This window comes from Pseudomonas sp. E141, assembly GCF_052659885.1.
Genome location: NZ_CP084024.1, coordinates 4,840,845 through 4,865,923 on the forward strand (window position 1 = coordinate 4,840,845; position 25,079 = coordinate 4,865,923).

The 25,079-nt window shown below is 59.5% G+C and carries 20 protein-coding genes; 13 read left to right on the forward strand and 7 right to left on the reverse strand.

The window, feature by feature from the left end:
- Window positions 1–18 precede the first annotated feature (18 nt).
- On the reverse strand, window positions 19–579 hold the full coding sequence (locus GKKCFE_RS21665) for a response regulator transcription factor (RefSeq protein ID WP_047229017.1): 561 nt from the start codon (window positions 577–579) through the stop codon (window positions 19–21).
- Entirely contained in the window at window positions 572–1,834 is a 1,263-nt protein-coding gene (locus GKKCFE_RS21670; RefSeq protein ID WP_047229018.1) for an ATP-binding protein, read from the reverse strand. The genes GKKCFE_RS21665 and GKKCFE_RS21670 overlap by 8 nt, the downstream gene beginning before the upstream one ends.
- A 365-nt stretch (window positions 1,835–2,199) precedes the next feature.
- On the opposite strand from GKKCFE_RS21670, the gene GKKCFE_RS21675 reads away from it, so the two are divergent.
- Window positions 2,200–2,916 (forward strand): SIMPL domain-containing protein, encoded by a 717-nt coding sequence (locus GKKCFE_RS21675; RefSeq protein ID WP_047229019.1) that lies wholly within the window; start codon window positions 2,200–2,202, stop codon window positions 2,914–2,916.
- Between the two features lie 146 nt (window positions 2,917–3,062).
- On the opposite strand, the gene GKKCFE_RS21680 is transcribed toward GKKCFE_RS21675, so the two are convergent.
- Window positions 3,063–3,446, reverse strand: coding sequence for a DUF6124 family protein (locus GKKCFE_RS21680; protein WP_173406561.1), 384 nt, complete (start codon window positions 3,444–3,446; stop codon window positions 3,063–3,065).
- Between the two features lie 994 nt (window positions 3,447–4,440).
- Here GKKCFE_RS21680 and GKKCFE_RS21685 point away from each other — a divergent pair.
- From GKKCFE_RS21685 to GKKCFE_RS21720, 8 genes are all read left to right on the forward strand, one after another.
- Window positions 4,441–6,066, forward strand: coding sequence for an ABC transporter substrate-binding protein (locus GKKCFE_RS21685; protein ID WP_076383545.1), 1,626 nt, complete (start codon window positions 4,441–4,443; stop codon window positions 6,064–6,066).
- 380 nt (window positions 6,067–6,446) lie between these two features.
- Window positions 6,447–8,048 carry an ABC transporter substrate-binding protein gene (locus tag GKKCFE_RS21690; RefSeq protein ID WP_445577068.1) on the forward strand — a complete coding sequence of 534 codons (1,602 nt, stop codon included), beginning with the start codon at window positions 6,447–6,449 and terminating at the stop codon, window positions 8,046–8,048.
- A gap of 170 nt (window positions 8,049–8,218) precedes the next feature.
- A complete protein-coding gene (locus tag GKKCFE_RS21695; protein ID WP_339489245.1) occupies window positions 8,219–9,598 on the forward strand; it encodes an OprD family porin in 1,380 nt (459 codons plus the stop codon).
- Window positions 9,599–9,673: 75 nt separating this feature from the next.
- Window positions 9,674–11,269, forward strand: coding sequence for an ABC transporter substrate-binding protein (locus GKKCFE_RS21700; RefSeq protein ID WP_188250982.1), 1,596 nt, complete (start codon window positions 9,674–9,676; stop codon window positions 11,267–11,269).
- 74 nt (window positions 11,270–11,343) lie between these two features.
- On the forward strand, window positions 11,344–12,354 hold the full coding sequence (locus GKKCFE_RS21705) for an ABC transporter permease subunit (protein ID WP_047229029.1): 1,011 nt from the start codon (window positions 11,344–11,346) through the stop codon (window positions 12,352–12,354).
- Between the two features lie 10 nt (window positions 12,355–12,364).
- Window positions 12,365–13,276: an ABC transporter permease subunit gene (locus tag GKKCFE_RS21710; RefSeq protein ID WP_047229030.1), complete on the forward strand. Its 912-nt coding sequence runs from the start codon at window positions 12,365–12,367 to the stop codon at window positions 13,274–13,276.
- Window positions 13,277–13,286: 10 nt separating this feature from the next.
- Entirely contained in the window at window positions 13,287–14,255 is a 969-nt protein-coding gene (locus GKKCFE_RS21715; RefSeq protein WP_139049136.1) for an ABC transporter ATP-binding protein, read from the forward strand.
- Complete coding sequence (locus GKKCFE_RS21720) at window positions 14,255–15,235, forward strand: peptide ABC transporter ATP-binding protein (RefSeq protein WP_047229032.1); 981 nt, start codon at window positions 14,255–14,257, stop codon at window positions 15,233–15,235. The genes GKKCFE_RS21715 and GKKCFE_RS21720 overlap by 1 nt, the downstream gene beginning before the upstream one ends.
- Window positions 15,236–15,432: 197 nt before the next feature.
- Here the strand turns inward: GKKCFE_RS21720 and GKKCFE_RS21725 are convergent, their stop codons facing one another.
- Entirely contained in the window at window positions 15,433–15,675 is a 243-nt protein-coding gene (locus GKKCFE_RS21725; RefSeq protein ID WP_305466808.1) for a hypothetical protein, read from the reverse strand.
- 503 nt (window positions 15,676–16,178) lie between these two features.
- The gene (locus GKKCFE_RS21730) at window positions 16,179–17,762 is read right to left on the reverse strand and encodes a peptide chain release factor 3 (RefSeq protein WP_047229034.1); all 1,584 of its coding nucleotides are present in this window, start codon (window positions 17,760–17,762) and stop codon (window positions 16,179–16,181) included.
- A gap of 289 nt (window positions 17,763–18,051) precedes the next feature.
- Here GKKCFE_RS21730 and GKKCFE_RS21735 point away from each other — a divergent pair, with 289 nt between their 5' ends.
- The 4 genes from GKKCFE_RS21735 to GKKCFE_RS21750 are packed head-to-tail and all read left to right on the forward strand — an operon-like array spanning window position 18,052 to window position 21,561.
- A complete protein-coding gene (locus GKKCFE_RS21735) occupies window positions 18,052–18,810 on the forward strand; it encodes an ABC transporter permease (protein WP_445577069.1) in 759 nt (252 codons plus the stop codon).
- Between the two features lie 25 nt (window positions 18,811–18,835).
- Window positions 18,836–19,738: a glycine betaine ABC transporter substrate-binding protein gene (locus GKKCFE_RS21740; RefSeq protein WP_339489254.1), complete on the forward strand. Its 903-nt coding sequence runs from the start codon at window positions 18,836–18,838 to the stop codon at window positions 19,736–19,738.
- Between the two features lie 15 nt (window positions 19,739–19,753).
- The gene (locus GKKCFE_RS21745; protein WP_139049130.1) at window positions 19,754–20,407 is read left to right on the forward strand and encodes an ABC transporter permease; all 654 of its coding nucleotides are present in this window, start codon (window positions 19,754–19,756) and stop codon (window positions 20,405–20,407) included.
- Window positions 20,404–21,561, forward strand: coding sequence for an osmoprotectant ABC transporter ATP-binding protein OsmV (locus GKKCFE_RS21750; protein WP_445577070.1), 1,158 nt, complete (start codon window positions 20,404–20,406; stop codon window positions 21,559–21,561). Before GKKCFE_RS21745 ends, GKKCFE_RS21750 begins: the two co-directional genes overlap by 4 nt.
- 3 nt (window positions 21,562–21,564) lie before the next feature.
- Here GKKCFE_RS21750 and GKKCFE_RS21755 read toward each other — a convergent pair whose 3' ends face one another.
- The gene (locus tag GKKCFE_RS21755; RefSeq protein ID WP_445577071.1) at window positions 21,565–23,136 is read right to left on the reverse strand and encodes a hypothetical protein; all 1,572 of its coding nucleotides are present in this window, start codon (window positions 23,134–23,136) and stop codon (window positions 21,565–21,567) included.
- A gap of 50 nt (window positions 23,137–23,186) precedes the next feature.
- Entirely contained in the window at window positions 23,187–24,632 is a 1,446-nt protein-coding gene (locus GKKCFE_RS21760; protein WP_445577072.1) for a DUF2599 domain-containing protein, read from the reverse strand.
- Window positions 24,633–25,079 lie beyond the last annotated feature (447 nt).

The window sequence follows — 25,079 nt, forward strand, 5'->3', positions numbered from 1 at the left end:
CATCTGTTCAGCGCAGGTTCAGCGACGCACAGGGCGCTTCTGCAATTTGCGCTGCAAGGTGCGCCGGTGCATGCCCAAGGCGCGGGCAGTGGCGGAAATGTTGCCTTCGTGCTCGGTCAGCACCCGCTGGATGTGCTCCCATTGCAGGCGGTCCACCGACATGGGGTTTTCCGGCACCAGGGTGTCCAGATCGGCGTGTTCGGACAACAGGGCCGCCAGCACGTCATCGGCGTCGGCCGGTTTGCACAGGTAATTGCAGGCGCCGCGCTTGATCGCCTCGACCGCGGTGGCGATGCTCGAATAGCCGGTGAGGATCACCACGCGCATTTCCGGGTCCAGCTCCAGCAGCTTGGGCAACAGCACCAGGCCCGAGTCGCCGTCCATTTTCAAGTCCAGCGCGGCGTAGTCCGGCAGGTCGGCCTGGGCGATGCTCAAGCCCTCCTCGGCGGAACCTGCGGTGCTCACGCGAAAGCCCCGACGGGACATGGCCCGGGCCATGACGCGGGTGAAGGTGGCGTCGTCGTCCACCAGCAACAGATGCGGCAGTTCTTCGCCGTCGACTTGGATCTCGTCACTCATGTTCGTCTCCTCGGTCGGCATGGGGCAGGCGCAGCTCGGTGAGCGTGCCGCCCTCCTCATGGGGGTAGAGTTTCACCGAGCCGCCGGCGCGTGTCACGCTGGCCTTGCTCAAAAACAGGCCCAGGCCGAAACCTTTGCCCTTGGTGGTGTAGAACGGCTTGCCGATTTGCTCGGCAATCGCCAGCGGCACACCGGCGCCATGGTCGCGGATGCTGATGGTCAGCTCGTAGGCATTCCAGTCCAGCGCCACTTCCAGGCCTTCGGGGCAGGCGTCGGCGGCGTTGTTCAACAAGTTGAGCAACGCCTGGGTCAGGTCCGGCGGCGGCGCCATGCGCGGCACCGGTCCCTGGCCCAGACGCTGGAAGCGATAGCTGGCCTCCGGGCGCATCAGGTGCCAGCGATTCAGGGCCTCGTCGAGCCAGTCGGTGACGTCCTGCATGTCGATGGCCAGCCGGCGGTTGGCCTCGGCGGCACGCACCAGGTACTGCAGGGTTTCCTTGCAGAGCTGGACCTGATCCTGCAATACACCGAGGTCTTCCTGCAGCGCCGGGTCGTGGTGATCCTGGCGCATCTCCTTGAGCAGCACACTCATGGTGGCCAACGGCGTGCCCAACTCATGGGCGGCACCCGCGGCCTGGGTCGCCACGGCTAGCAATTGCTCGTCCCGCAGGCCCTCTTCACGGCGAATGGCCCGCAGCTCTTCTTGACGACGCAACTCTTCGGCCATGCGCGCGGCAAAAAACGTAATGACCGCCGCCGCCAGGGCGAAACTCAGCCACATGCCGTAGATCTGCAGGTTTTCCCGGGCAATGGGGAAGGTTTCCAGCGGATAGAAGCGCGCCAGCAACAAGGTGTACAGCGCCAGGGCGATGCCGGACAGGATCAGCGAATACCGCCACGGCAACGTCACCGCGGCGATGGTCAGCGGCACCAGGTAATAGGACACGAAAGGGTTGGTGGAGCCGCCGGAGAAGTACAGCAACGCGCTGTGGATAAACAGGTCGCAGGCCAGTTGTACGGCGTATTCCAGCTCAGTCACCGGCCACGAGGTGCGCAGGCGGATGGCGGTCAGCGCGCATAGTATCGAAGAGCAGGCCAGGGTGATCGCCAATTGCAGCCACGGCAGCGGCAGCAGCTCGAACCAATAGGCGAGCCCCACGGACCCGGCCTGGGCGGCCAGGACCAGAATGCGGATAAACGTCAGACGCCAGAGGTTCTGGCGAGAGGCGGAAGTCATTTGCAAAGGGGCGAGCATGAGCTCTCCTGATGAGCGCTCCAGGCGGATCGCACGGAGTATAACCAAGGCACGGCGCGCACAGGCAGCTATGCGGCAAAGCGCCACAGCCCGAAATGACACACTAACCATTGTGGCGAGGGGATTCATCCCCGCTGGGGCGCGAAGCGGCCCCCAAAATAAGGTCGGGCACCACGCTGAGCTAGATCATGACAATTCTGGGACTGCTGCGCAGTCCAGCGGGGATAAATCCCCTCGCCACAAAAAGCCTCTCACCCGCAATCTGTATAGAAGTTGTAACTGTGCGAACCCGCCCATAAAAGCTAGAGTCTTACCGTTCACGCAGGCCCGGATCTCACCCCTGCGCCTCATCCCAAGGAGCTTTCATGCAAACGTTCAGTCGTCACGCCGCCCTGCTCGCCCTCAGCCTCGGCACCGTCGCCAGCCTGCCGGCCCTGGCCGCCGATGAGCTTCACTACAACCAGATTTCCCTGCGCGCCGAAGCCAGCCAGGAAGTCGCCCGCGACCTGATGATCGTCACCCTCTATACCGAGGAACAAAACACCGACCCGGCCAAACTCGCCGCGGCCGTCACCACCACGCTGAACAAAGCCATTGGCCAGGCCAAGCAGGTCAAGGACATCACCCTGCGCCAGGGCAGCCGTAACAGTTACCCGGTCTACGACAACAAAGGCCAGAAAATCACCGGCTGGCGCGAACGCGCTGAACTGCGCCTGGAAAGCGCCGACTTCGCGGCCCTGTCCAAACTCACCGGCGAGTTGCTCACCGACCTGAAAATGGGCGGCATGGACTTCACCATCTCCACCGCCACCCGCCAGACCAGCGAAGACGCTCTGCTCAAGGACGCCGTCAACGCCTTCAAAGCCCGCGCCCAACTGGCCACCGAAGCCCTGGGTGGCAAGGGTTACAAAATCGTCAACCTGAACCTCAACAGCAACGGCTACCCACAGCCCTACATGCGCCCGCAGATGATGATGAAGGCGGCGTCCATGGATGCCGAGTCGGTGACGCCTGAAGTGGAAGCGGGCACCAGCAAAGTGAACATGACGGCGGATGGGGTGGTTGAGGTGTTGATGCAGTAACCCGCCTGATCGTTGCTGATCGTTCCCACGCTCCGCGTGGGAATGCCTCCACGGACGCTCCGCGTTCGGCTTTGGAAAGGGACGCAGAGCGTCCCGGGCTACACCCACGCGGAGCATGGGAACGATCAACTTCCGTGGCGAGGGGATCAAGGTGCCGGGCTGGCCGGCACTTCAAGCTGATCCAACGCCTTGTCCACCAGCAACTGACACAACTCCACCAACTGATGAATCCCCAGCGCCACACTTCGCCGCGTGCCCTCCACTTCAAAGGCCAGGTCCTCGGCCATGGCTTTTATCGAGGCCAGGGTTTCGGAGGTGCTGGTCAGCAGCGTGTCGGCGTCGGCTTTGGCGGTGACGGAGAACAGGCTGTCGATACGGGGGTCGGTGCTTGGCTCTGGTTTTTTTGGATTGAGGTAATGATTGAGTGCCCGCTCGGCGGCGGCTCGGTCTTTGAGTAGGTCTTCGATGGAGTCGAAGCCGGAAAGGGGGTTGGTTTTGTTGAAGGGTGGGTCGGGGACTGACTTATCCATTTATTTGTACCTATTTAGTGATGAGGACCATCACTTGCCGTTTCTCACTCGGCAAAGTGGTGGCAGCTGTGTGCAGGGGTGAGAAATCCGAGAAATAGGTACTCGGCCAGACCGAGGCCTGCCCGCACACAGCCGCCATAACGCATCTACTACAGGCAGCGGATAAGCTGGCGGCAATTATGCAGGTACAGAGGCTGGATGCCTATTATTCGGGTTTCTCACGCCCGGTCGCTGAGTCGCAGCGACAAGAAAAAGGTTAGAGAGCCCACTTCCGAGCGGCAACCCTAAAAAACTGTGGGATGTTTCGGTTCGGGGCCGGTGATCCTTCCGACACAAATGAATGACTCGTGCCGCTTCGCTTCCTGACGCCGCAACCCCCGTGGCGAGGGAGCTTGCTCCCGCTGGGGCGCGAAGCGGCCCTAAAAACAGCGACGCCATTCATCTGACAAACCGAGGTGTCAGGTTTTGGGCTGCTACGCAGCCCAGCGGGAGCAAGCTCCCTCGCCACGGGTCTGGTGTTCGACGAAGCGTAGGCGTCGGTTGCCGGACCGCCCTCGCGAGCAGGCTCGCTCCCACCATTGGATCGGGGTACAACCGCAAGAAACAGGCCGGCTAGCAGGCCGCCACGTCACCAACCCGAGCTAACCCAGTAGCGCGCAATACACACAAAGGCCGCGTCGATAAACACATAAAGACCCTTGGGTTGCACCCCTCTATCTCGCGGGTTTCATGGGGTGATACCTGCCCCAATGCGGTGCACAAATACCTTCGAGGCGCACAGGAATCGGGCGCGACTTGTATCAGAAACGGCCACGCAAACGATCAAATGCGTCAGAAGTTACACAGATGCGACATTAAGGTACGTTCGTGCCACTGTTTCAGGCCTGTAACCGCTCTGGATCTTGCATTGGGTATGGGGCCTGCATAAGTATCCGCAGGACGACTCACGAGGTCGCCCTCAAATCCAAAAATGACAACAAATCATGAGGCCAACATGCTTAAACACGCGGTCATTCCGTTTTTAGTCGGCGCAGGCTTGTTAGCCAGCGCACCTTTCGCCCATGCGGCGACTAACCTGGTGTTCTGCTCCGAAGGGAGTCCGGCCGGTTTTGACCCTGGTCAGTACACCACCGGAACCGACTTCGACGCCTCTGCAGAAACCATGTTCAACCGCCTGACCCAGTTCGAACGCGGCGGCACCGCTGTGATTCCTGGCCTGGCGACCAAATGGGACATTTCCGAAGACGGCCTCACCTACACCTTCCACTTGCGTGAAGGCGTCAAGTTCCACACCACCCCGTATTTCAAGCCGACTCGTGAATTCAACGCCGACGACGTGCTGTTCACCTTCAATCGCATGATCAGCAAGGATGACCCGTTCCGTAAGGCCTACCCGACCGAATTCCCGTACTTCACCGACATGGGGATGGACACCAACATCACCAAGATCGATAAAGTCGACGACCACACCGTCAAGTTCACCCTCAAGGATGTTGACGCCGCGTTCATCCAGAACATGGCCATGAGCTTCGCCTCGATCCAGTCCGCCGAGTACGCTGCCCAGCTGCTCAAGGAAGGCAAGGCCCCCGACATCAACCAGAAACCGGTCGGCACCGGCCCGTTCGTGTTCAAGAGCTACCAGAAAGACTCCAACATCCGCTACACCGGGAACAAGGACTACTGGAAGCCTGAAGACGTGAAGATCGACAACCTGATCTTCGCCATCACCACCGACCCATCGGTACGCATCCAGAAGCTGAAGAAGAACGAGTGCCAGGTCACCCTCTTCCCACGCCCAGCCGACCTCAAGGCGCTGAAGGAAGACAAGGCACTGAAGATGCCTGACCAGGCGGGTTTCAACCTGGGCTACATCGCTTACAACGTGATGGACAAGATCAAGGGCAGCAACGAACCGAACATTCTGGCCGACCTGAAAGTTCGCCAGGCGCTGGACATGGCGGTCAACAAGCCACAGATCATCGATTCGGTCTACCAGGGCGCTGGTCAACTGGCGGTCAACGCCATGCCGCCGACCCAATGGTCCTACGACACCACCATCAAGGACGCCAAGTACGACCCTGAGAAAGCCAAGACGCTGCTCAAGGAAGCCGGCGTCAAGGAAGGCACCAACATCACCCTGTGGGCGATGCCGGTACAGCGTCCGTACAACCCGAACGCCAAGCTGATGGCTGAAATGCTGCAGTCCGACTGGAAGAAGATCGGCCTGAACGTCAACATCGTCAGCTACGAATGGGGCGAGTACATCAAGCGCTCCAAGGGCGGCGAGAACCAGGCCATGATCATTGGCTGGAGCGGTGACAACGGTGACCCGGATAACTGGCTCAACGTGCTGTTCGGCTGCGACTCGCTGGCCGGTAACAACTTCTCCAAATGGTGCGACAAGAAGTTCGACGACCTCGTCAAGCAAGCCAAGCGCACCACCGACCAGGCCAAGCGCACCGAACTGTACAAACAGGCGCAACACGTCCTCAAGGACGCTGTGCCGATGACACCTATCGCTCACTCGACGGTGTATCAACCCATGCGCGCCAATGTGCAGGACTTCAAGATCAGCCCGTTTGGCTTGAACTCCTTCTACGGCGTCAGCGTCAGCAAATAAAGTGACCTGTGGCGAGGGAGCTTGCTCCCGCTGGGCTGCGTAGCAGCCCCTTTTTAAGCGCGATGGCGGTGTACCAACAACGCCATCGCGAGCAGGGCTCGCTCCCACGGCATACCGTCGCTTTAGGCCAAGACTCAGGAAAACGCCTACATCCAAAAGCACTGCGTACCACAGCAGCTGGTTTAGGACGTATCGCCTTTTCCCACAAGTCTTTCAGGCGTTACGCATTTACTGCCTGGCCCGCGGCCCATACCGTCGGGAGCCAGGTCGATCTGCTGGCGCTGCGGCATCGCTGTTCGCAATGGATTGAACTCAGTGCCCGGACAGGTCCTGCAAGGGCGCCGGTCACTGTTAAACACCCCATAGAGAGAGGGAGCGTCATGCGCCATACCTTGGTTTTATCCGCATTGCTGGGCACCGGCCTGCTGGCCGCCACTTCCATGGCCCAGGCCGCCGGCGGCAGTCTGGTGTTCTGTTCCGAAGGCAGCCCCGCCGGTTTCGACACCGCGCAATACACCACCGCCACTGACAACGATGCCGCCGAACCGCTGTACAACCGCCTGGCCGAGTTTGAAAAGGGCGCGACCAACGTCGTACCTGGCCTGGCGACTAGCTGGGACATTTCCGAAGACGGCCTGAAATACACCTTTCACCTGCGCGAAGGGGTGAAGTTTCATACCACCGATTACTTCACGCCGACCCGGGATTTCAACGCCGACGACGTGCTGTTCACCTTCAACCGCATGCTTGACCCGCAGCACCCCTTCCGTAAGGCCTACCCGACCGAGTTTCCATACTTCAACGGCATGAGCCTGAACAAGAACATCGCCAAGGTCGAGGCCACCGGGCCGCTGACCGTGGTCATGACGCTCAACAGCGTGGACGCCGCGTTCATCCAGAACATCGCCATGAGTTTCGCCGCGATCCTGTCGGCCGAATACGCCGATCAGTTGCTCAAGACCGGCAAGCCCAGCGACATCAACCAGAAGCCGATCGGCACCGGGCCGTTCGAGTTCAAGAGCTACCAGAAAGACTCCAACATCCGCTATGTCGCCAACAAACAGTACTGGGCGCCGGAGCGGGTCAAGCTGAACAACCTGATCTTCTCCATCAACACCGATGCCTCGGTACGGGTGCAAAAACTCAAGGCCAACGAATGCCAGGTCACCCTGCATCCACGTCCAGCCGATGTGCCGGCCTTGAAGAACGACCCGAAACTGCAACTGATCGAGAAACCCGGTTTCAACCTCGGCTACATCGCCTATAACACCCGTCACAAACCGTTCGATCAGGTCGAAGTGCGCCGGGCGCTGGACATGGCGGTGAACAAGCAGAGCATCCTCAACGCCGTGTACCAGGGCGCGGGGCAACTGGCGGTCAACGCCATGCCGCCGACCCAGTGGTCCTACGACGACACGATCAAGGACACCGCCTACAACCCGGAAAAAGCCAAGGAGTTGCTCAAGGCTGCCGGGGTCAAGGAAGGCACCGAAATCACCCTCTGGGCCATGCCGGTCCAACGCCCGTACAACCCTAACGCCAAGCTGATGGCCGAAATGCTTCAGGCCGACTGGGCGAAAATCGGTCTGAAAGTGAAGATTGTCAGCTACGAATGGGGCGAGTACATCAAGCGCACCAAGAACGGCGAGCACGATGTCAGCCTGATCGGCTGGACCGGTGACAACGGGGACCCGGACAACTGGCTGGGCACGCTGTACAGCTGCGATGCCATTGGCGGCAACAACTACTCCATGTGGTGTGATCAGGACTACGACAAGCTGATCAAGCAGGCCAAGGTCGTCACCGATCGCGACCAGCGCACCGTGCTCTACAAACAGGCCCAGCAATTGCTCAAGCAGCAAGTGCCGATCACCCCTGTCGCTCACTCGACGGTCAACCAGCCGCTGAGTACCAAAGTCGAAGGGTTCAAAGTCAGCCCGTTCGGTCGCAACGTGTTCTCGGGCGTCAGCCTGAACCCATAACTGATTAGCCGTACAGCAGGGCCCCATTTGGGGCCCTCACGCAGACGTTTTGCCGAAATTCCCCGTTCAGGCGTAATGCAAACGTTTGCGAAGCCAAGATGAGTTGTAAAAACCGATAGCCGTATCACTAAAAAAGACCGGCATTAAAAGAAAGAAAAGGAGCGTTACCCATGAAACTGAGCAGCACCGCGTTACTGGCCTTGGCCATCAGCAGCGTCACCGCCACGGCTTACGCAGAACCGCAAAGCCAGGCGTTCAATCCCGTGACCGTCAAGACCACCAGCGCTCAATCCGAAGCCACCGGTTTCGTAGAAGGACAGTCGGTCAGTGGCAGCACGCGCAACTGGTATTCGAACGAATTGCGACGCCGCGGCGGCGCCTTCAGCTACACGCGCGACGGCGTTACACACAGCGATTCGCGCCGTACCAACTGGGTTCAGGGCACCATCCTGAACTACACCTCCGGCTTCACCCAAGGCACCGTTGGCTTCAGCACCGAAGTCGCGGCCTATAACGCTATCGCGTTGCTTGGTGATCACGATGACATCATGGGCGGTTCCAACCGTACCCTGGCGCACTCCGACGGCGACGCCGTCGACCAGTGGAGCAAACTGGGCCTGGCGAACGTCAAGGCGCGGGTTTCCAACACCACCCTGACCGCCGGTCGTCAAAACTTCAGCAGCCCGATGGTCGACGTCATCGGTAACCGTGCCCTGCCTTCGAGCTTCCAGGGCGTGAGCTTGCACAGCGAAGAACTGGAAAACCTGGCATTCGACGTCGCGACCTTCGACCGCAATTCTCCCCGTACCGAGCAAAGCCTCGCCAAGTTCCGCTCCGAATACGGCAGCTCCTCGGCCGAAGCCGATCATGTGAACACCGCCGGTATCACCTACCAGCCGTTCGCCAGCCTCACCACCAGCCTGTGGGGCACCCAGGCCGAAGACCTGTGGAACCAATACTACTTCGGCGCCAGCCACGTATTGGGCGACAGCTCGGTGCTGAGCCTGACCACCGGCCTGAACTATTACAGGACCGTGGATTCGGGCAAAAGCAAACTGGGTGATATCGACAACAATACCTACTCCCTGTCGTTTGGCCTGACTCACCAGGCACACAGCCTGACGTTCTCGTACCAGGAAGTGGACGGTAACGAGTACTTCGACTACCTGCACGAAACCAACGGTATCTACCTGGCCAACTCCCTGCTGTCGGACTTCAACGGCCCGAACGAGAAATCCTTCCAGATCGCCTATGGCCTGAACATGGCTGAATACGGCGTGCCAGGCCTGAAATTCAACATCTATCAGGCTCGCGGCTGGGGCATCGACGGTACGCATTACAACAGCACCGGCTATACCGATGTGAGAGCCATGGACGGTGAACATCACTACGAATACGGCATCGGTGCGTCTTACGCCGTACAAAGCGGCCCACTGAAAGCCACCGCGGTACGCGCGACCTACACCACGCACCGCGCCAGCGAAAACCAGGCCGACGGCAGCCTCAACGAATTCCGTCTGGTCACTACCATCCCGTTCAACATTCTCTAAACCCTCCACCGAACGGCCGACTCACAAGGTCGGTCGTTCGGTTTTTGCCATTGAACCGATTGCAGAGGATTGCCGATGAACATGAATCCCCTACGCGCAGCCATCGCCGCTGCGTTGCTGAGTGTCGCCGTAGGCGCCACGGCCAAACCCCTGGTGGTTTGTACAGAAGCCAGCCCGGAAGGCTTCGACATGGTCCAGTACACGACTGCAGTCACTGCCGATGCCGTGGCAGAAACCATTTTCAATCGCCTGGCCGACTTCAAGCCCGGCACCACCGAAGTGATTCCGGCCCTGGCCGAATCCTGGGACATCAGTGACGACGGCCTGACGTACACGTTTCATCTGCGCAAAGGCGTCAAATTCCACACCACCGATTATTTCAAGCCGACCCGCGACATGAATGCCGACGACGTGGTCTGGAGTTTTCAGCGCCAGCTGGACCCGAATCATCCCTGGCACAAGCTGTCGAGCGTAGGCTTCCCCTACTTTGAAAGCATGGGCTTCAAAGAGCTGCTCAAGAGCGTCGAGAAAGTCGACGAGCACACAGTCAAGTTCAGCCTGACCCGCCGCGAAGCGCCATTTCTGGCGGACATCGCCATGGCCTTCTCCTCGATCTACCCGGCCGAATACGCCGACCAGTTGCTCAAGGCAAACAAGACCGGCGACCTCAACAGCAAGCCGATCGGCACCGGCCCGTTCATTTTCCAGCGCTACAACAAGGATGCCCAGGTTCGTTTCAAGGCCAACCCGGACTACTTCCGTGGCAAGCCACCGGCCGATGCGCTGATCCTGGCCATCGCCACCGACAACAACGTGCGCATGCAAAAGCTCAAGACCAACGAGTGCCAGATCGCGCTGTATCCAAAACCCGATGACATCCCCAGCATCAAGAAAGACCCGAACCTGAAGGTGGCGGAACTGGACGCGATGACCGTTTCCTACACCGCCCTGAATACCAGCCACAAATACATGAGCGATGTGCGGGTGCGCAAAGCCATCGACCTGGCCTTCGACAAGGAAGCCTACGTCAACGCGCTGTTCGGCAAGGGCAACGCCACCGTGGCGGTCAACCCGTACCCACCGACGCTGCTGGGCTTCAATCATGATTTGAAAAATCCGCCCCGGGACCTGGACAAAGCCCGTCAACTGCTCAAGGAAGCCGGCGTACCTGAAGGCACCGTGTTCACCCTGTTCACCCGTAACGGCGGCGGCCCGACCAACCCCAACCCGATGCTCGGCGCGCAGATGATGCAGGCCGACCTGGCCAAAGTCGGGATCAAGGTCGACATCCGCGTGATGGAGTGGGGCGAAATGCTCAAGCGCGCCAAGAACGGCGAGCACGACATGGTTTCCGCCGGATGGGCGGGCGATAACGGCGACCCGGATAACTTCCTGACGCCTATGCTCAGTTGCGAAGCGGCCAAGAACGGCGAAAACTACGCGCGCTGGTGCAACGAGCAATTCCAGGCGCTGATCGACCAGGCCCGCGCCACAGTGAACCCCGAGGAGCGCACCAAGCTCTATGAACAGGCTCAGGTGCTTTTCAACCAGGACCAGCCGTGGATCAGCATGGCCCACACCCGAATGTTTACCGCAATGCGCAAGAACGTAGAGGGTTATGTGATTAGCCCGCTTACGACCAATAACTTCGCCACCACCCAGGTGAAGTAGATAAGAAAACGCCCGGCAACTCTTACCCAGGAGCTGTCGGGCACGCCTAACCGGCTGATGAGGTACACCTTAAGATGTTTAGTTTTATTGCCCGCCGACTGGGATTATTGATCCCCACGTTCTTCGGCATCACCTTGCTGACTTTCGCGTTGATTCGCATGATCCCCGGCGACCCCGTGGAAGTGATGATGGGCGAACGTCGGGTCGATCCCGAAATGCACGCTCAGGCAATGGAACGCCTTGGCCTGAACAAACCGCTGTATGCCCAGTACCTGGACTACATCGGCAAACTGGCCCAGGGCGATCTCGGCGAATCGCTGCGCACCCGCGAAAGCGTCTGGACCGAGTTCAGTTCCCTGTTTCCCGCGACCCTGGAGCTGTCCATGGCCGCCCTGTTGTTCGCCGGTATCCTGGGCCTTTTGGCCGGGGTGATCGCGGCACTCAAGCGAGGATCCCTGTTCGACCACGGGGTGATGGGCATCTCCCTGGCGGGGTATTCGATGCCGATCTTCTGGTGGGGCCTGATCCTGATCATGTTCTTCTCGGTGTCCCTGGGCTGGACGCCGGTGTCGGGACGGATCGACCTGCTCTACGACATCGAGCCGAAAACCGGCTTCATGCTGATCGACACGCTGCTGGCCGATGAGCCGGGTGCGTTCCTCGACGCCCTGCACCACCTGATCCTGCCGGCCATCGTGCTGGGCACTATTCCACTGGCGGTGATCGCCCGCATGACCCGCTCCTCGATGCTCGAAGTGCTGCGTGAAGACTACATTCGCACCGCACGCGCCAAGGGTCTGTCGCCTTCGCGCGTGGTATTCGTGCATGGCCTGCGCAACGCGCTGATCCCGGTGCTGACCGTGGTCGGCCTGCAAGTCGGCACACTGCTGGCCGGTGCGGTGCTGACCGAAACGATCTTCTCCTGGCCGGGCATCGGCAAGTGGCTGATCGAAGCCATCGGCGCCCGGGACTATCCCGTGGTGCAGAACGGCATCCTGTTAATCGCCTGCCTGGTGATTCTGGTCAACTTCGTCGTGGACGTGCTCTACGGCTTTGCCAACCCACGTATTCGTCACCAGCGCTGAGATCAAAACCATGAGTACTCCAACTACCTCGGTAGCAGTCGATCAAAGCCTGCTGTACCCGTCCCCGTACAAAGAATTCTGGCAGGCGTTTTCCCGCAACAAGGGCGCCGTGGCCGGGCTGATGTTCATGACCCTGATCGTGTTCTGCGCGATCTTCGCCCCGTGGGTCGCCCCCCATGACCCGAGCGAACAGTACCGCGACTTTTTGCTGACACCGCCGGTCTGGCTCGAAGGCGGTCAGATGCAATTTTTGCTGGGCACCGACGAACTGGGGCGCGATTTGCTGTCGCGGCTGATCCAGGGTTCGCGTCTGTCGCTGCTGATCGGCTTGTCGTCGGTAGTGATGTCGCTGATCCCGGGCATCCTGCTGGGACTGTTCGCCGGGTTCTTCCCGCGCCTGCTCGGCCCGACCATCATGCGTTTGATGGACATCATGCTCGCCCTGCCCTCGCTGCTGTTGGCCGTGGCGATTGTCGCCATCCTCGGCCCTGGCCTGATCAACACCGTGATCGCCATCGCCATCGTGTCGCTGCCATCCTACGTGCGCCTGACCCGCGCCGCGGTGATGGGCGAACTCAACCGTGACTACGTGACCGCCGCCCGCCTGGCCGGGGCCGGCCTGCCGCGCCTGATGTTCATCACTGTGCTGCCCAACTGCATGGCGCCGCTGATCGTGCAGGCAACCTTGAGCTTTTCCTCGGCGATCCTCGACGCCGCCGCCCTGGGCTTCCTCGGCCTGGGCGTCCAGCCGCCAACCCCGGAGTGGGGCACCATGCTGGCCTCGGCCCGAGACTACATCGAACGCGCCTGGTGGGTGGTGAGCCTGCCTGGCTTGACCATTTTGCTCAGCGTGCTGGCAATCAACCTGATGGGCGACGGTTTGCGCGATGCGCTGGACCCGAAACTCAAGAATGCCGCCTGAGGAGATTCCCATGTCACTGCTAGAAATCAAGAATCTCAACGTTCGCTTCGGCGACGCCACCGCCGTGCCGGTGGTCGACGGTCTGGACCTGAGCGTGGAAAAGGGTGAAGTACTGGCCATCGTCGGTGAATCAGGCTCGGGTAAATCCGTGACCATGATGGCGCTGATGGGGCTGATCGAGCACCCTGGCATCGTCACCGCCGACGCGCTGAACTTCGATGGCAAGAACATGCTCAAGCTGAGCAACCGCCAGCGTCGGCAGATCGTCGGCAAGGACCTGGCGATGGTGTTCCAGGACCCGATGACCGCGCTCAACCCCAGCTACACAGTGGGTTTCCAGATCGAAGAAGTGCTGCGCCTGCACCTGAAGATGTCCGGCAAGGCCGCCCGCCAGCGCGCCATCGAACTGCTGGAGAAAGTCGAAATCCCGGGCGCCGCCAGCCGCATGAACGCCTACCCGCACCAACTGTCCGGCGGCATGAGCCAGCGAGTGGCGATTGCCATGGCCATTGCCGGCGAGCCGAAACTGTTGATCGCCGACGAACCGACCACCGCCCTCGACGTGACCATTCAGGCGCAGATCATGGACCTGCTGCTGGCCCTGCAGAAAGAGCAGAACATGGGTCTGGTGCTGATCACCCATGACCTGGCCGTGGTGGCTGAAACCGCCCAGCGCGTATGCGTGATGTACGCCGGCCAGGCGGTGGAAGTGGGCAAGGTCCCGGAGCTGTTCGACATCCCGGCCCACCCGTACAGCGAAGCACTGCTGGCGGCGATTCCGGAACACAGCATGGGCGCCGAGCGCCTGGCGACGCTGCCGGGTATCGTCCCCGGTCGCTACGACCGTCCGCAAGGCTGCCTGCTGTCGCCGCGCTGCCCGTATGTGCAGGACAACTGCCGTCAGCAGCGCCCCAACCTTGACCCGAAAGCCGCCAGCCTCGTCCGCTGCTTCTACCCGTTGAACCAGGAGGTGGCGTGATGGCCGTCGTACTTACCGCCCGTGACCTGACCCGTCATTACGAAGTGTCCCGTGGCATGTTCAAGGGCCATGCCACCGTACGTGCCCTCAACGGTGTGTCGTTCGAACTGGAGGCCGGCAAGACGCTCGCCGTGGTGGGTGAATCCGGTTGCGGCAAATCCACCCTCGCCCGGGCCCTGACGCTCATCGAGGAACCGTCCACCGGCTCCCTGAAGATCGCCGGCCAGGAAGTGGCCGGCGCGAACAAGGCCGAGCGCAAGCAGTTGCGCAAAGACGTGCAGATGGTGTTCCAGAGCCCGTACGCGTCCCTCAACCCTCGGCAGAAAGTCGGTGATCAACTGGCCGAGCCCTTGCTCATCAACACCAACCTGTCGGCCACCGAGCGGCGGGAGAAAGTCCAGGCGATGATGAAGCAGGTGGGCCTGCGCCCCGAGCATTACCAGCGCTACCCGCACATGTTCTCCGGCGGCCAACGCCAGCGCATCGCCCTGGCCCGCGCCATGATGCTGCAACCCAAGGTGCTGGTGGCGGACGAACCGACATCGGCGCTGGACGTGTCGATCCAGGCCCAGGTGCTGAACCTGTTCATGGATTTGCAGCAGGAATTCAACACCGCCTATGTGTTCATTTCCCACAACCTGGCGGTGGTGCAGCACGTGGCCGACGATGTGATGGTGATGTACCTCGGCCGCCCGGTGGAAATGGGCCCTAACGAGTCCATCTACAGCCGTCCGCTGCACCCGTACACCCAGGCGCTGCTCTCGGCCACCCCGACCATCCACCCGGACCCGAACAAGCCGAAGATCAAAATCGTCGGCGAACTGCCCAACCCGCTCGACCCACCGTCCGGCTGCGCCTTCCACAAGCGCTGCCCGTACGCCACCGAGCGCTGCCAGACCGAAGAACCGGCCTTGCGGTTGCTGGATAACCGGCAGGTGGCGTGTCACTACGCCGAGCAATTCCTCGACGGCGCGGCGTAAACCAAAAGGCAATACAGCACTTGTGGCGAGGGAGCTTGCTCCCGATGGACTGCGCAGCAGTCCTGAAAAACAGGGCCGCTTCGTGCCCCAGCGGGAGCAAGCTCCCTCGCCACGCGTAATGCATCTGCGAACATGAAAAACCCCTGCTGCCCGGTCAAATATAGGATCGGGCAGCAGGGGTTTTCTTTGTCTGAACTCTACGTCTGGCTATCACCCTCATCACCATCATCGGCATCAGGATCATCAATCGTCGAATCGTCATCATCCTGATCGCCAGGTTGCTGTTCTTCGTTGGCGGCAAGCATCCATTCGCCCTGCGCCACCTGTCCGTTCACCGCTTGTTTTTCATGCTCATCGCATTCGGCCCAGGCCGCTGACGAACCGAGGGACAGCATCAGCACAACCTTCAGCAAAATCATCGCGCGTAGAAATGCGTTCATAGCCGATTCCTTTTTTCTCTGGTTAAAGCCCTAAGCCTGACGGCGTTCAAGAAACGCTGATCCTGAACGTCGGTTCCTCAGATAAGACGCCTATGTACGGACAGAAATGCCATGCGGGAACAGAATGGTTTCGAATAAGGTTTATCCCGAACGGTTATGAAGTGGACCTACTATAAGTTCACCCCACAAACCTTGTGGGAGCAAGGCTTGCCCGCGATGGCGAAAGCACATTCAACACCCCCGCAAGCTGACCCACCGCTATCGCGAGCAAGCTTTGCTCCCACAGAGTGATCTGTGCCGAACACATTTTTTTGCCTGCTGAAGTTCCTGTGTGGGAGCGAGCCTGCTCGCGATGGCGGTGGGTCAGCAGCTTTGAGATTGACTGACACTGCGCCATCGCGAGCAGGCTCGCTCCCACTGGGGGTTGGTGGTGCCCAGTCGTTAAGTGGAAATAAAAAACCCCGCAGCTTTCGGTGCGGGGTTCTGGGTGTAAAGCTCAGCGCTTAGTGATGCTCACGTGTCGCACGGAAGTTCACATCCGGCCAGCGCTCTTCCATCAGCGCCAGGTTGACCCGGGTCGGGGCCAGGTAGGTCAGGTGACCGCCGCCATCCAAGGCGAGGTTTTCCACGGCCTTGTTGGAAAACTCTTCGAATTTCTTCTTGTCGCCACATTCGACCCAACGAGCGGAGTACACGGTGATCGGCTCGTAGGAGCACTCGACCTTGTATTCCTCCTTCAAACGGCTGGCGACGACGTCGAACTGCAGCACACCGACGGCACCGAGGATGATGTCGTTGCTGCGGGTCGGGAAGAACACCTGGGTGGCGCCTTCCTCTGCCAGTTGCTGCAGGCCCTGGCGCAGTTGCTTGGATTTGAGCGGGTCTTTCAGGCGCACGCGGCGGAACAGTTCCGGGGCGAAGTGCGGGATGCCGGTAAAACCCAGGGCTTCGCCTTCGGTGAAGGTGTCGCCGATCTGGATGGTGCCGTGGTTATGCAAACCGATGATGTCACCGGCAAAGGCTTCTTCCAGTTGCTCGCGTTCCGAGGAGAAGAACGTCAGGGCATCGCCGATGCGTACGTCCTTGCCGGTGCGCACGTGGCGCATCTTCATGCCTTTTTCGTATTTGCCCGAGCAGATGCGCATGAAGGCGATGCGGTCGCGGTGCTTGGGGTCCATGTTCGCCTGGATCTTGAACACGAAGCCGGTGAACTTCTCTTCCACCGGTTCCACGGTGCGCTCGTTGGCGACGCGGGCCAGCGGGCGCGGCGCCCAATCGACCACGGCGTCGAGCACATGGTCGACACCGAAGTTGCCCAACGCCGTACCGAAGAACACCGGGGTCAGTTGGCCGTCGAGGAATTCCTGCTGGTCGAACTCATGGCAGGCGCCTTGCACCAGCTCCAGCTGCTCGACAAAACGGTCGTACTCGTCGCCCAGGTGGGCGCGGGCTTCGTCGGAGTCGAGCTTCTCGATGATTTTGGTTTCGGTGCGTTCATGACCATGCCCGGCGGTGTAGACGATGATGTAATCGTCGGCCAGGTGGTACACGCCCTTGAAGTCGCGATAGCAGCCGATCGGCCAGGTGATCGGCGCGGCCTTGATCTTCAGGACCGCTTCGATCTCGTCGAGCAGTTCGATCGGGTCGCGGATGTCACGGTCGAGTTTGTTGATGAAGCTGACGATCGGCGTGTCCCGCAGACGGCAGACATCCATCAGGGCGATGGTCCGTGGCTCGACGCCTTTACCGCCGTCGAGGACCATCAGCGCCGAGTCCACCGCCGTGAGGGTGCGGTAGGTGTCTTCGGAGAAGTCTTCGTGGCCCGGTGTGTCGAGCAGGTTGATCATGTGATCGCGATACGGGAACTGCATGACCGACGTGGTAATGGAAATACCCCGCTGTTTTTCCATTTCCATCCAGTCGGAGGTGGCATGGCGGTCGGACTTGCGAGATTTCACCGTGCCGGCTACCGCAATCGCCTTGCCCATCAGCAAGAGCTTTTCGGTGATGGTGGTCTTACCGGCATCGGGGTGGGAAATAATGGCGAAAGTGCGGCGTTTCGCGACTTCGGCGGCCTGTTTGGTCATGGGAAATCGCCTGGCAGGTGATTCAAAAAAGGGCGGCGATTATAGCTCAACTTGTGCCAGGAACCGAACCATTGGGCACATCCGGGGTGGCCAAATGCCCCCTTACGTGGGAACCTTTCGCCGCGTGAAGACGTCCACCACCCTGATACAGCTGTTCGTCAGGGTCTGCAAAATCAGCAAGTTAGCCTGACGAGGCTGCGCTTATGGCTCAATTTACAGGCCGTTTTACCGGCACTGAACCGAGCTGCTTCTCGCGAACGTTTTCCCGGCAACCTTGACGGTTCGCCGCATGGGAAAGCGCGCGCCGACTGAAATACAAAGGAGTCCGCCTGTGGCTATCCGCTATGGCAAAGGGCTGACAGGGGGCGCGATCGTCGTCGCTCTCCTGGCCCTGCTGGTCTATTGGATCGGTATCGATACGATTGAGCGTTACCACGACGATTTACTGTTTTACCTGCAAGCTCACCTGATGCTCGTTGTGGCGTCCATGTTGGCGGCCCTGGTCGTGGGCATCCCCGCCGGCATAGCCCTCAGCCGTCCCGCAATGGTCGGGCGCGCCGAACGATTCATGCAAGTCTTCAACATCGGCAACACCGTGCCGCCCCTGGCCGTACTGGCCATCGCCCTGGGCTTCCTGGGTATTGGCAGCGGGCCCGCCATCTTCGCCCTGTTCCTCGCCTCGTTGCTGCCCATCGTGCGCAACACCTATGAAGGCCTGAAGAACGTCCAGGGCTCCCTCAAGGAAGCCGCCGTCGGCATCGGCATGACCCCGCGCCAGGTGCTGTGGAAAGTCGAACTGCCCAACGCCGTGCCGATCATCATCGGTGGCGTGCGGGTGGCACTGGCGATCAACGTCGGCACCGCCCCACTCGCGTTCCTGATCGGCGCCAACAGCCTTGGCAGCCTGATATTCCCCGGCATCGCCTTGAACAATCAGCCGCAACTGCTGCTCGGCGCGGTATGCACCGCCCTGCTGGCGTTGCTGCTCGACGGCCTGGTGACACTGGCCAGCCGCCTCTGGCTGGAACGCGGTCTGCGAGCGGCATAGACCCGGCTGCAATAAAGGAATCGTTATGAAGAAGTTGAGCTTGATACTGGGCTGCGTCCTGCTGTTCGCAGGTTTTGCCCAGGCCGCTGAAAAACCGCTGATTCGCCTCGGCGCCCGAGTGTTCACCGAGCAGACGCTGCTGGCAGAAATCACCGCCCAATACCTACGCGGCAAAGGCTACGACGCGCAAATCACCGGCGGACTTGGCAGCAACCTGGCCCGCAGCGCCCAGGAGAGCGGGCAACTGGACCTGCTCTGGGAATACACCGGTGTGTCGCTGGTGTCCTACAACCACGTCACGGAGAAACTCGACAGCGCCCAGTCCTACGCCCGGGTGAAAGAACTCGACGCCAAAAAAGGCCTGACCTGGCTGACGCCGTCGAAATTCAGTAACACCTATGCCCTGGCCTTGCCGGAAAAAATCGCGCAGCAATATCCACAGATCAACACCATCAGCCAATTGAACACCGTGTTACGGGCCGAGGCCGATGAACATCACCTGGTGGCCCTGGACACCGAGTTCGCCAACCGTTCCGACGGGCTGGATGGCATGGTCGAGCTGTACGGCATGAACCTGACCCGCGAGAACATCCGGCAAATGGACGCGGGTCTGGTCTACACCGCCCTGCGCAACGGCCAGGTATTCGCCGGCCTGGTGTACACCACCGACGGACGTCTGAGCGCGTTCAAACTCAAACTGCTGGAAGACGACAAGCAGTACTTCCCGGACTACACCGCCGCGCCCGTGGTGCGCCAGACGACTCTGGATGCAAATCCACAACTGGCCGCGCAGCTCAAACCCCTGGCCGAACTGTTTGACGATGAAACCATGCGCCAGCTCAACGCCCGCGTAGACGTCAACCACGAAAGCCCTTCCGCCGTTGCCGCCGATTTCCTGCGCCAGCATTCCCTGCTCTCAACCCAATGACCTGGAGGAAAAGCCATGGATTTTCTTGACGCCTTTTCCCATCTGGACTGGCCGCTGGTGCTGCACCTGACCTTGCAGCACATCACCCTGGTGGGCATCGCCGTGACCCTGGCGATCGTGGTCGGCGTGCCGCTGGGCATTTTCATGACCCGCTTTCCGGCCCTCGCCGGCCCATTGCAGGCCAGCGCCACGGTACTGCTGACCATTCCGTCGATCGCCTTGTTCGGCCTGCTGCTGCCGGTCTATTCCACGTTCGGCCAAGGCCTGGGGCCGATGCCGGCGATCACCGCGGTGTTCCTCTATTCCCTGCTACCGATCATGCGCAACACCTACCTGGCCCTGACCGGCGTGGAACCGGGCATCCGCGAAGCCGCCCGTGGCATCGGCATGACCTTCGGCCAGCGCCTGCGCATGGTCGAGCTGCCCATCGCCGTACCGGTGATCCTGGCCGGCGTGCGCACCGCCGTGGTCATGAACATCGGTGTCATGACCATCGCCGCCACCATCGGTGCCGGTGGCCTGGGCGTACTCATCCTCGCTTCCATCAGCCGCAGCGACATGTCGATGCTGATCGTCGGCGCCGTGCTGGTCAGTCTCCTGGCCATCTTCGCCGACCTGCTTCTGCAATGGCTGCAACGTTCGCTGACTCCAAAAGGACTCCTCAAATGATCGAACTTCAAAACCTCAGCAAAACCTTCAAAAGCAACGGCAAGGACGTCAAGGCCGTGGACTCGGTGAGCCTGACCGTCAACGAAGGCGAGATCTGCGTGTTCCTCGGGCCATCGGGCTGTGGCAAAAGCACCACGCTGAAGATGATCAACCGCCTGATCGCGCCCACTTCGGGCAAGGTCCTGATCAACGGCGAAGACACCACCGGCCTGGACGAAGTGACCCTGCGCCGCAACATCGGCTATGTGATCCAGCAGATCGGCCTGTTCCCGAACATGACCATCGAGGAAAACATCACTGTGGTCCCGCGCCTGCTGGGCTGGGACAAGCAGAAATGCCACGACCGCGCCCGCGAATTGATGAGCATGATCAAGCTCGAACCCAAGCAGTACCTGAATCGCTACCCCCGTGAACTGTCGGGTGGCCAGCAGCAACGGATCGGCGTGATCCGCGCACTGGCGGCCGATGCGCCACTGCTGCTGATGGACGAACCCTTCGGAGCAGTGGACCCGATCAACCGTGAGATGATCCAGAACGAGTTCTTCGAGATGCAACGGGCGCTGAACAAGACCGTGATCATAGTCAGCCACGACATCGACGAAGCCATCAAGCTGGGCGACAAGATTGCGATCTTCCGCGCCGGCAAGCTGATCCAGTTCGATCACCCCGACACGCTGCTGGCGCATCCTGCCGACGAGTTCGTCAGCAACTTTGTCGGCCAGGACAGCACGCTCAAGCGCTTGTTGCTGGTCCGCGCTGAAGACGCGGCGGACAATGCGCCATCGGTCAGCCCCGAGACACCGGTGGCCGAGGCGCTGGAGTTGATGGACGAACATGACCGTCGCTACCTGGTGGTGACCTGCGCCGAGAACAAGGCCCTGGGCTTTGTACGACGCCGCGACTTACACCGTCAGACCGGCGCCTGCTCGCAGTACCTGAGCGAATTCAACGCCACAGCGGCGTACGACGAACACCTGCGGATCCTGTTGTCGCGCATGTACGAGTTCAACCGTTCGTGGCTGCCGGTGATGGATGCCGAGCGGGTATTCCTCGGGGAGGTGACCCAGGAATCGATTGCCGAGTACCTGAGCTCTGGCAAGTCCCGTGGGGGTAAGACCAGTATTGTTTCGCCAGCCGAGACAGCGTTGGCCTGACGTTTATAGCTGGACCCGGAGCACTTGGGAAAACAACCACTGCGGGCTGAGTTTGGTAAACACCGAATAATTGATCAGTACCGTTTTTCCCTTGTGTTTCGAGACCCAGGTCGGGTCAAGAACGAAAGAGTTGGGCTTACCGGCCGTAACCAGCTGATGGGCCGTATCAAGGAGGGTTTCCCCCACGACACGTACGCGCAGGGTCGAGCCCGACGGAGCTGGAGAGTTGACCGTGACTGTCCCCGAGGCATAACTGGGTGCAGGAAGCACCAGCGCCTGGGGATCGATGGTCAGAAACCGCACCCCAGACTCCAGGGTTTCACCGGCACCGCTTTTCTTGATGGTGTAGCTCACCGGTACGGTGAGCCCGATGCTATCGACGACCTCAGTGCGGGGAATCAGCACCTGTTTGTTCGCGGGAAGCTCGCCGTATGCGACCGGCGGACTGCTGTATGGCACGCGGCCTCCCCACCGAACGCTCAAGATATCGGAGGCGGCAATTGCTTCGGTGGGCAATTGCACGATGAGGTACTCATCTCTATAGATATCCTTAGTGTTCAGACGGTCGCCAGAGACTGTGCTGTAAGCCTTGGGAATGGTGGGTGCAGCAAAAGCGGGCATCGGGATAACCGGGGAGATCGCTTGGTCCGCACTCACATATTGGAAACTGAAATGACCTTGTGGGCTGGGAGGCAATGTGACGCGAACGATGGGGATAAAAAGACCGTTGGTGCGCTCATGATATTTTTTTTGGTCGATTCGGGAGGCTTCCAGATCGTTTGAGCCGGTGATCCAGAAAAACGCCTGGATGGGCAGCGCAGCCGGATTTTTTTCTGGCCAGGCTTCGATGCGAAGCTCGTTGTGATTCTTGAAATTGAAATCGGCGCCCCCTGCCTCAAGCTCAACAAGTTTTCTGACTTGCAATCCCGCATTGAAGTTAGCCACGGCTTGCTCATTCAACGCATCGTTGAGCATCCACGCGCAACTGGCAGGATTTCCGTAACTGACCCTTCGAAAATGGGTCAGCCAGGCCCTGGCAGTGAAAATATTCTGTTCATTACAGGGTTTACTCAGGGGATAGACGAACTGAGTAATGCTGTCACGGCAACCGCGGGCGCCCGGTTTGCTGCGATAGATCGTCGCGCCATCGTAGGGAAAATAGCAGATGATCGAGGGCCTTATTTTTCCCTGCGGAGCCCGGAGGGTGGGATAAAAAATATAGCCATGCCGGGCTTCGTTGTTGCCCCATGGCGCACCACCGAACTTGGCGTCGGCCCTCAGGTAGGAAAATGAAACCGCGCCGCTGGTCCTGGAAAATTCGCTATGGTCCCAAGGATCGAAGTTTCCTGCGTTGGTTGTGCGTGCCACGACACCCGTGCATAAAAAAGCCGGTGCCGTGGCAGCGCCACAGTTGACCGCGGTGTCGTAGTAGTTGCGGGTCAAGGCGGCTGCGGTTGCTTCTCCTGATTGCACGCTCGTGGCCACGAGCGCTTCGCTAAAGGACAGCGGCAAAACACAAAGACTGCCCAGTAGAATCAACAGCTTTGCTGATTTTTTTAGCGTGAGAGTTGCCATGTTCGTCGTCTTGAGTATCCCGGTCGGGTCAGCAGGCTGATCTGACCCTTTCAATGAGGATTACACCGGTTATCACCCGGCAATTTAATAATCACATCGTGGGCCACATAGGGACGAGCGGGCTCAAGGCTCCACGTAGGTTTATTCTCGGCGATATCGGGGGAATCAAGATGGCAGGCCAACTGACGGCGCATGCTGCTGCCCATGTTATCGAAATTCCAGTCCTTGCGATTCGGATCAAGGGCAGCAGCCTTGATCGCCAGCTCGGCCAGCACGACATTGGTTTTCCCTACGCCGGCTTTTCTTCCGCAGGCCGTGGGCGTGACCTTAAGCGATGAAATTTTTCCCAATACGGGTTCTACATAATTGTTATCCCACTCGATCTTTTCTATGTAGTTATCGCAGGAACGACTATCCACCGGGGGTTGAACATGCTGATCGGCGGGATAGTAAGCAAATTTCGCGTCCTCAGCGATCGAGTTCGGAAATTGTATTTTTATGATCGGCTTCCACGTATTGTCTTGCTCTACCCATCGGCGCTGATCATCTCGAGCAAACTCACGAGACGTAAAAGTCTTTGTAGTTCTGTCAATGTAATCAATACCACTCTCATAAATAAAAGCAGCGATAGGGAGCTCCAGGTACGTGGCTTTTGCTGAGTCGCTGTCACTGGCGACAGGCGCATCAAACTTCACCCGTGCCTGACTGCCCCAGTCCCTTTTCCAGTATTTATTAGGTGGCCAGGTTTCAATTCGCAGCTCCGACTGGGTATGGATCGCATCGTCCTTTTCCTCAGGATCATTGGCCAAAATTTTTCGTGCTTCGACAAACGTATTGAATGCATCAGCCTTGTTGTAGGTACCGAAGTAGTCTCTCGTGGTATCAAAGCCGCATTGAAACTTGTGCGCTTTCGTGGCTTCAGGGTCTCGGGTTTGACGGTCATAGTGCTCCATCCACGCCTTGGCATTGCTGATGCCCAGCTTCTGGCAATAGTCCTCGACAACGCCGAAGGAGTTCCCGCTCTCCTGATAATCGCCGCAGCCGCTGTTGTTTCGATAATTCGTCCAGGAATCAATAGGAAAGGCACACAATACTTTGATTTTGAATTGCGTCTTTTCATTCACAAAATCATTGGGCACCAAGGCAAAGCCATTGAACCTGAGCATACCCAGCCCATTGTACTCAACATCTTTTCTTAAATATGAAACCGATGTACCTCCGGCCGCTATACCGGTGCCCCCCGCTTCCAGGCTCTGCGATAACGGACTGGGATCCCACGGCAAATAACTCTGTTTACTGGCGATCCCTCGAAGTATCAAGCCAGAGCAATCAGACGCCAACCTGCCACTTCCACAATCCCGTGCGGTCAATCGATACCAGTACTCCATCAATTTGGCCGTATCGGTGCCAGGGCTTGCCTGCAACAGGCTGGAGCCCGATACAAAACCGAGAAACAAAGAAATGTTTAATATCCGTATGACCCGACGCTTGCGCATGACTCTCTCCTAGAGCTTTTCATCGCTCAGCTCAATCAGTTATGCAATCCCGCCTAATAACCTGCGTTCCCGGCATAAACCCAACACCGGTTTTATTCAGCGGCGAGTACAACTGGAGTCTTGAGTATTCGATGATCGCTTCGTCGCGCCCACTGTCGACACTTACAGTTTTTTAGATCTGTTTAAACGATTTCCTCATAACCGGCCGCCAATCAGTCAACAAATGATCTGCCATGAAACGCCCTTCCAAGCTGCCATGTGCAAATGGCCAGCCTGGAGGCCTGTGTCGCATTGCCGAGGAACATCTGACTGTCACACAGGTCGGTTACATCAGGAGCTGTCGCGGGCCGCACGACGAATGAGTGCAAAAACGCGACATTTTTTGTTGATCTCAGGCCCCTCACGCCCTAAAGTTCGCGCCGAACGTCCATGCTGGAAACGATCCAT

What these genes read in the sequence shown, in the direction of transcription:
- GKKCFE_RS21710 (WP_047229030.1), top strand. Translation starts at nt 12,365, where the DNA reads ATGAGTACTCCAACTACCTCGGTAGCAGTCGATCAAAGCCTGCTGTAC.
- GKKCFE_RS21670 (WP_047229018.1), bottom strand. Translation starts at nt 1,834, where the DNA reads ATGCTCGCCCCTTTGCAAATGACTTCCGCCTCTCGCCAGAACCTCTGG.
- GKKCFE_RS21720 (WP_047229032.1), top strand. Translation starts at nt 14,255, where the DNA reads ATGGCCGTCGTACTTACCGCCCGTGACCTGACCCGTCATTACGAAGTG.
- GKKCFE_RS21695 (WP_339489245.1), top strand. Translation starts at nt 8,219, where the DNA reads ATGAAACTGAGCAGCACCGCGTTACTGGCCTTGGCCATCAGCAGCGTC.
- GKKCFE_RS21745 (WP_139049130.1), top strand. Translation starts at nt 19,754, where the DNA reads ATGGATTTTCTTGACGCCTTTTCCCATCTGGACTGGCCGCTGGTGCTG.
- GKKCFE_RS21725 (WP_305466808.1), bottom strand. Translation starts at nt 15,675, where the DNA reads ATGAACGCATTTCTACGCGCGATGATTTTGCTGAAGGTTGTGCTGATG.
- GKKCFE_RS21680 (WP_173406561.1), bottom strand. Translation starts at nt 3,446, where the DNA reads ATGGATAAGTCAGTCCCCGACCCACCCTTCAACAAAACCAACCCCCTT.
- GKKCFE_RS21760 (WP_445577072.1), bottom strand. Translation starts at nt 24,632, where the DNA reads ATGCGCAAGCGTCGGGTCATACGGATATTAAACATTTCTTTGTTTCTC.
- GKKCFE_RS21730 (WP_047229034.1), bottom strand. Translation starts at nt 17,762, where the DNA reads ATGACCAAACAGGCCGCCGAAGTCGCGAAACGCCGCACTTTCGCCATT.
- GKKCFE_RS21705 (WP_047229029.1), top strand. Translation starts at nt 11,344, where the DNA reads ATGTTTAGTTTTATTGCCCGCCGACTGGGATTATTGATCCCCACGTTC.
- GKKCFE_RS21685 (WP_076383545.1), top strand. Translation starts at nt 4,441, where the DNA reads ATGCTTAAACACGCGGTCATTCCGTTTTTAGTCGGCGCAGGCTTGTTA.
- GKKCFE_RS21665 (WP_047229017.1), bottom strand. Translation starts at nt 579, where the DNA reads ATGAGTGACGAGATCCAAGTCGACGGCGAAGAACTGCCGCATCTGTTG.
- GKKCFE_RS21750 (WP_445577070.1), top strand. Translation starts at nt 20,404, where the DNA reads ATGATCGAACTTCAAAACCTCAGCAAAACCTTCAAAAGCAACGGCAAG.
- GKKCFE_RS21700 (WP_188250982.1), top strand. Translation starts at nt 9,674, where the DNA reads ATGAACATGAATCCCCTACGCGCAGCCATCGCCGCTGCGTTGCTGAGT.
- GKKCFE_RS21735 (WP_445577069.1), top strand. Translation starts at nt 18,052, where the DNA reads ATGGGAAAGCGCGCGCCGACTGAAATACAAAGGAGTCCGCCTGTGGCT.
- GKKCFE_RS21715 (WP_139049136.1), top strand. Translation starts at nt 13,287, where the DNA reads ATGTCACTGCTAGAAATCAAGAATCTCAACGTTCGCTTCGGCGACGCC.
- GKKCFE_RS21740 (WP_339489254.1), top strand. Translation starts at nt 18,836, where the DNA reads ATGAAGAAGTTGAGCTTGATACTGGGCTGCGTCCTGCTGTTCGCAGGT.
- GKKCFE_RS21755 (WP_445577071.1), bottom strand. Translation starts at nt 23,136, where the DNA reads ATGGCAACTCTCACGCTAAAAAAATCAGCAAAGCTGTTGATTCTACTG.
- GKKCFE_RS21675 (WP_047229019.1), top strand. Translation starts at nt 2,200, where the DNA reads ATGCAAACGTTCAGTCGTCACGCCGCCCTGCTCGCCCTCAGCCTCGGC.
- GKKCFE_RS21690 (WP_445577068.1), top strand. Translation starts at nt 6,447, where the DNA reads ATGCGCCATACCTTGGTTTTATCCGCATTGCTGGGCACCGGCCTGCTG.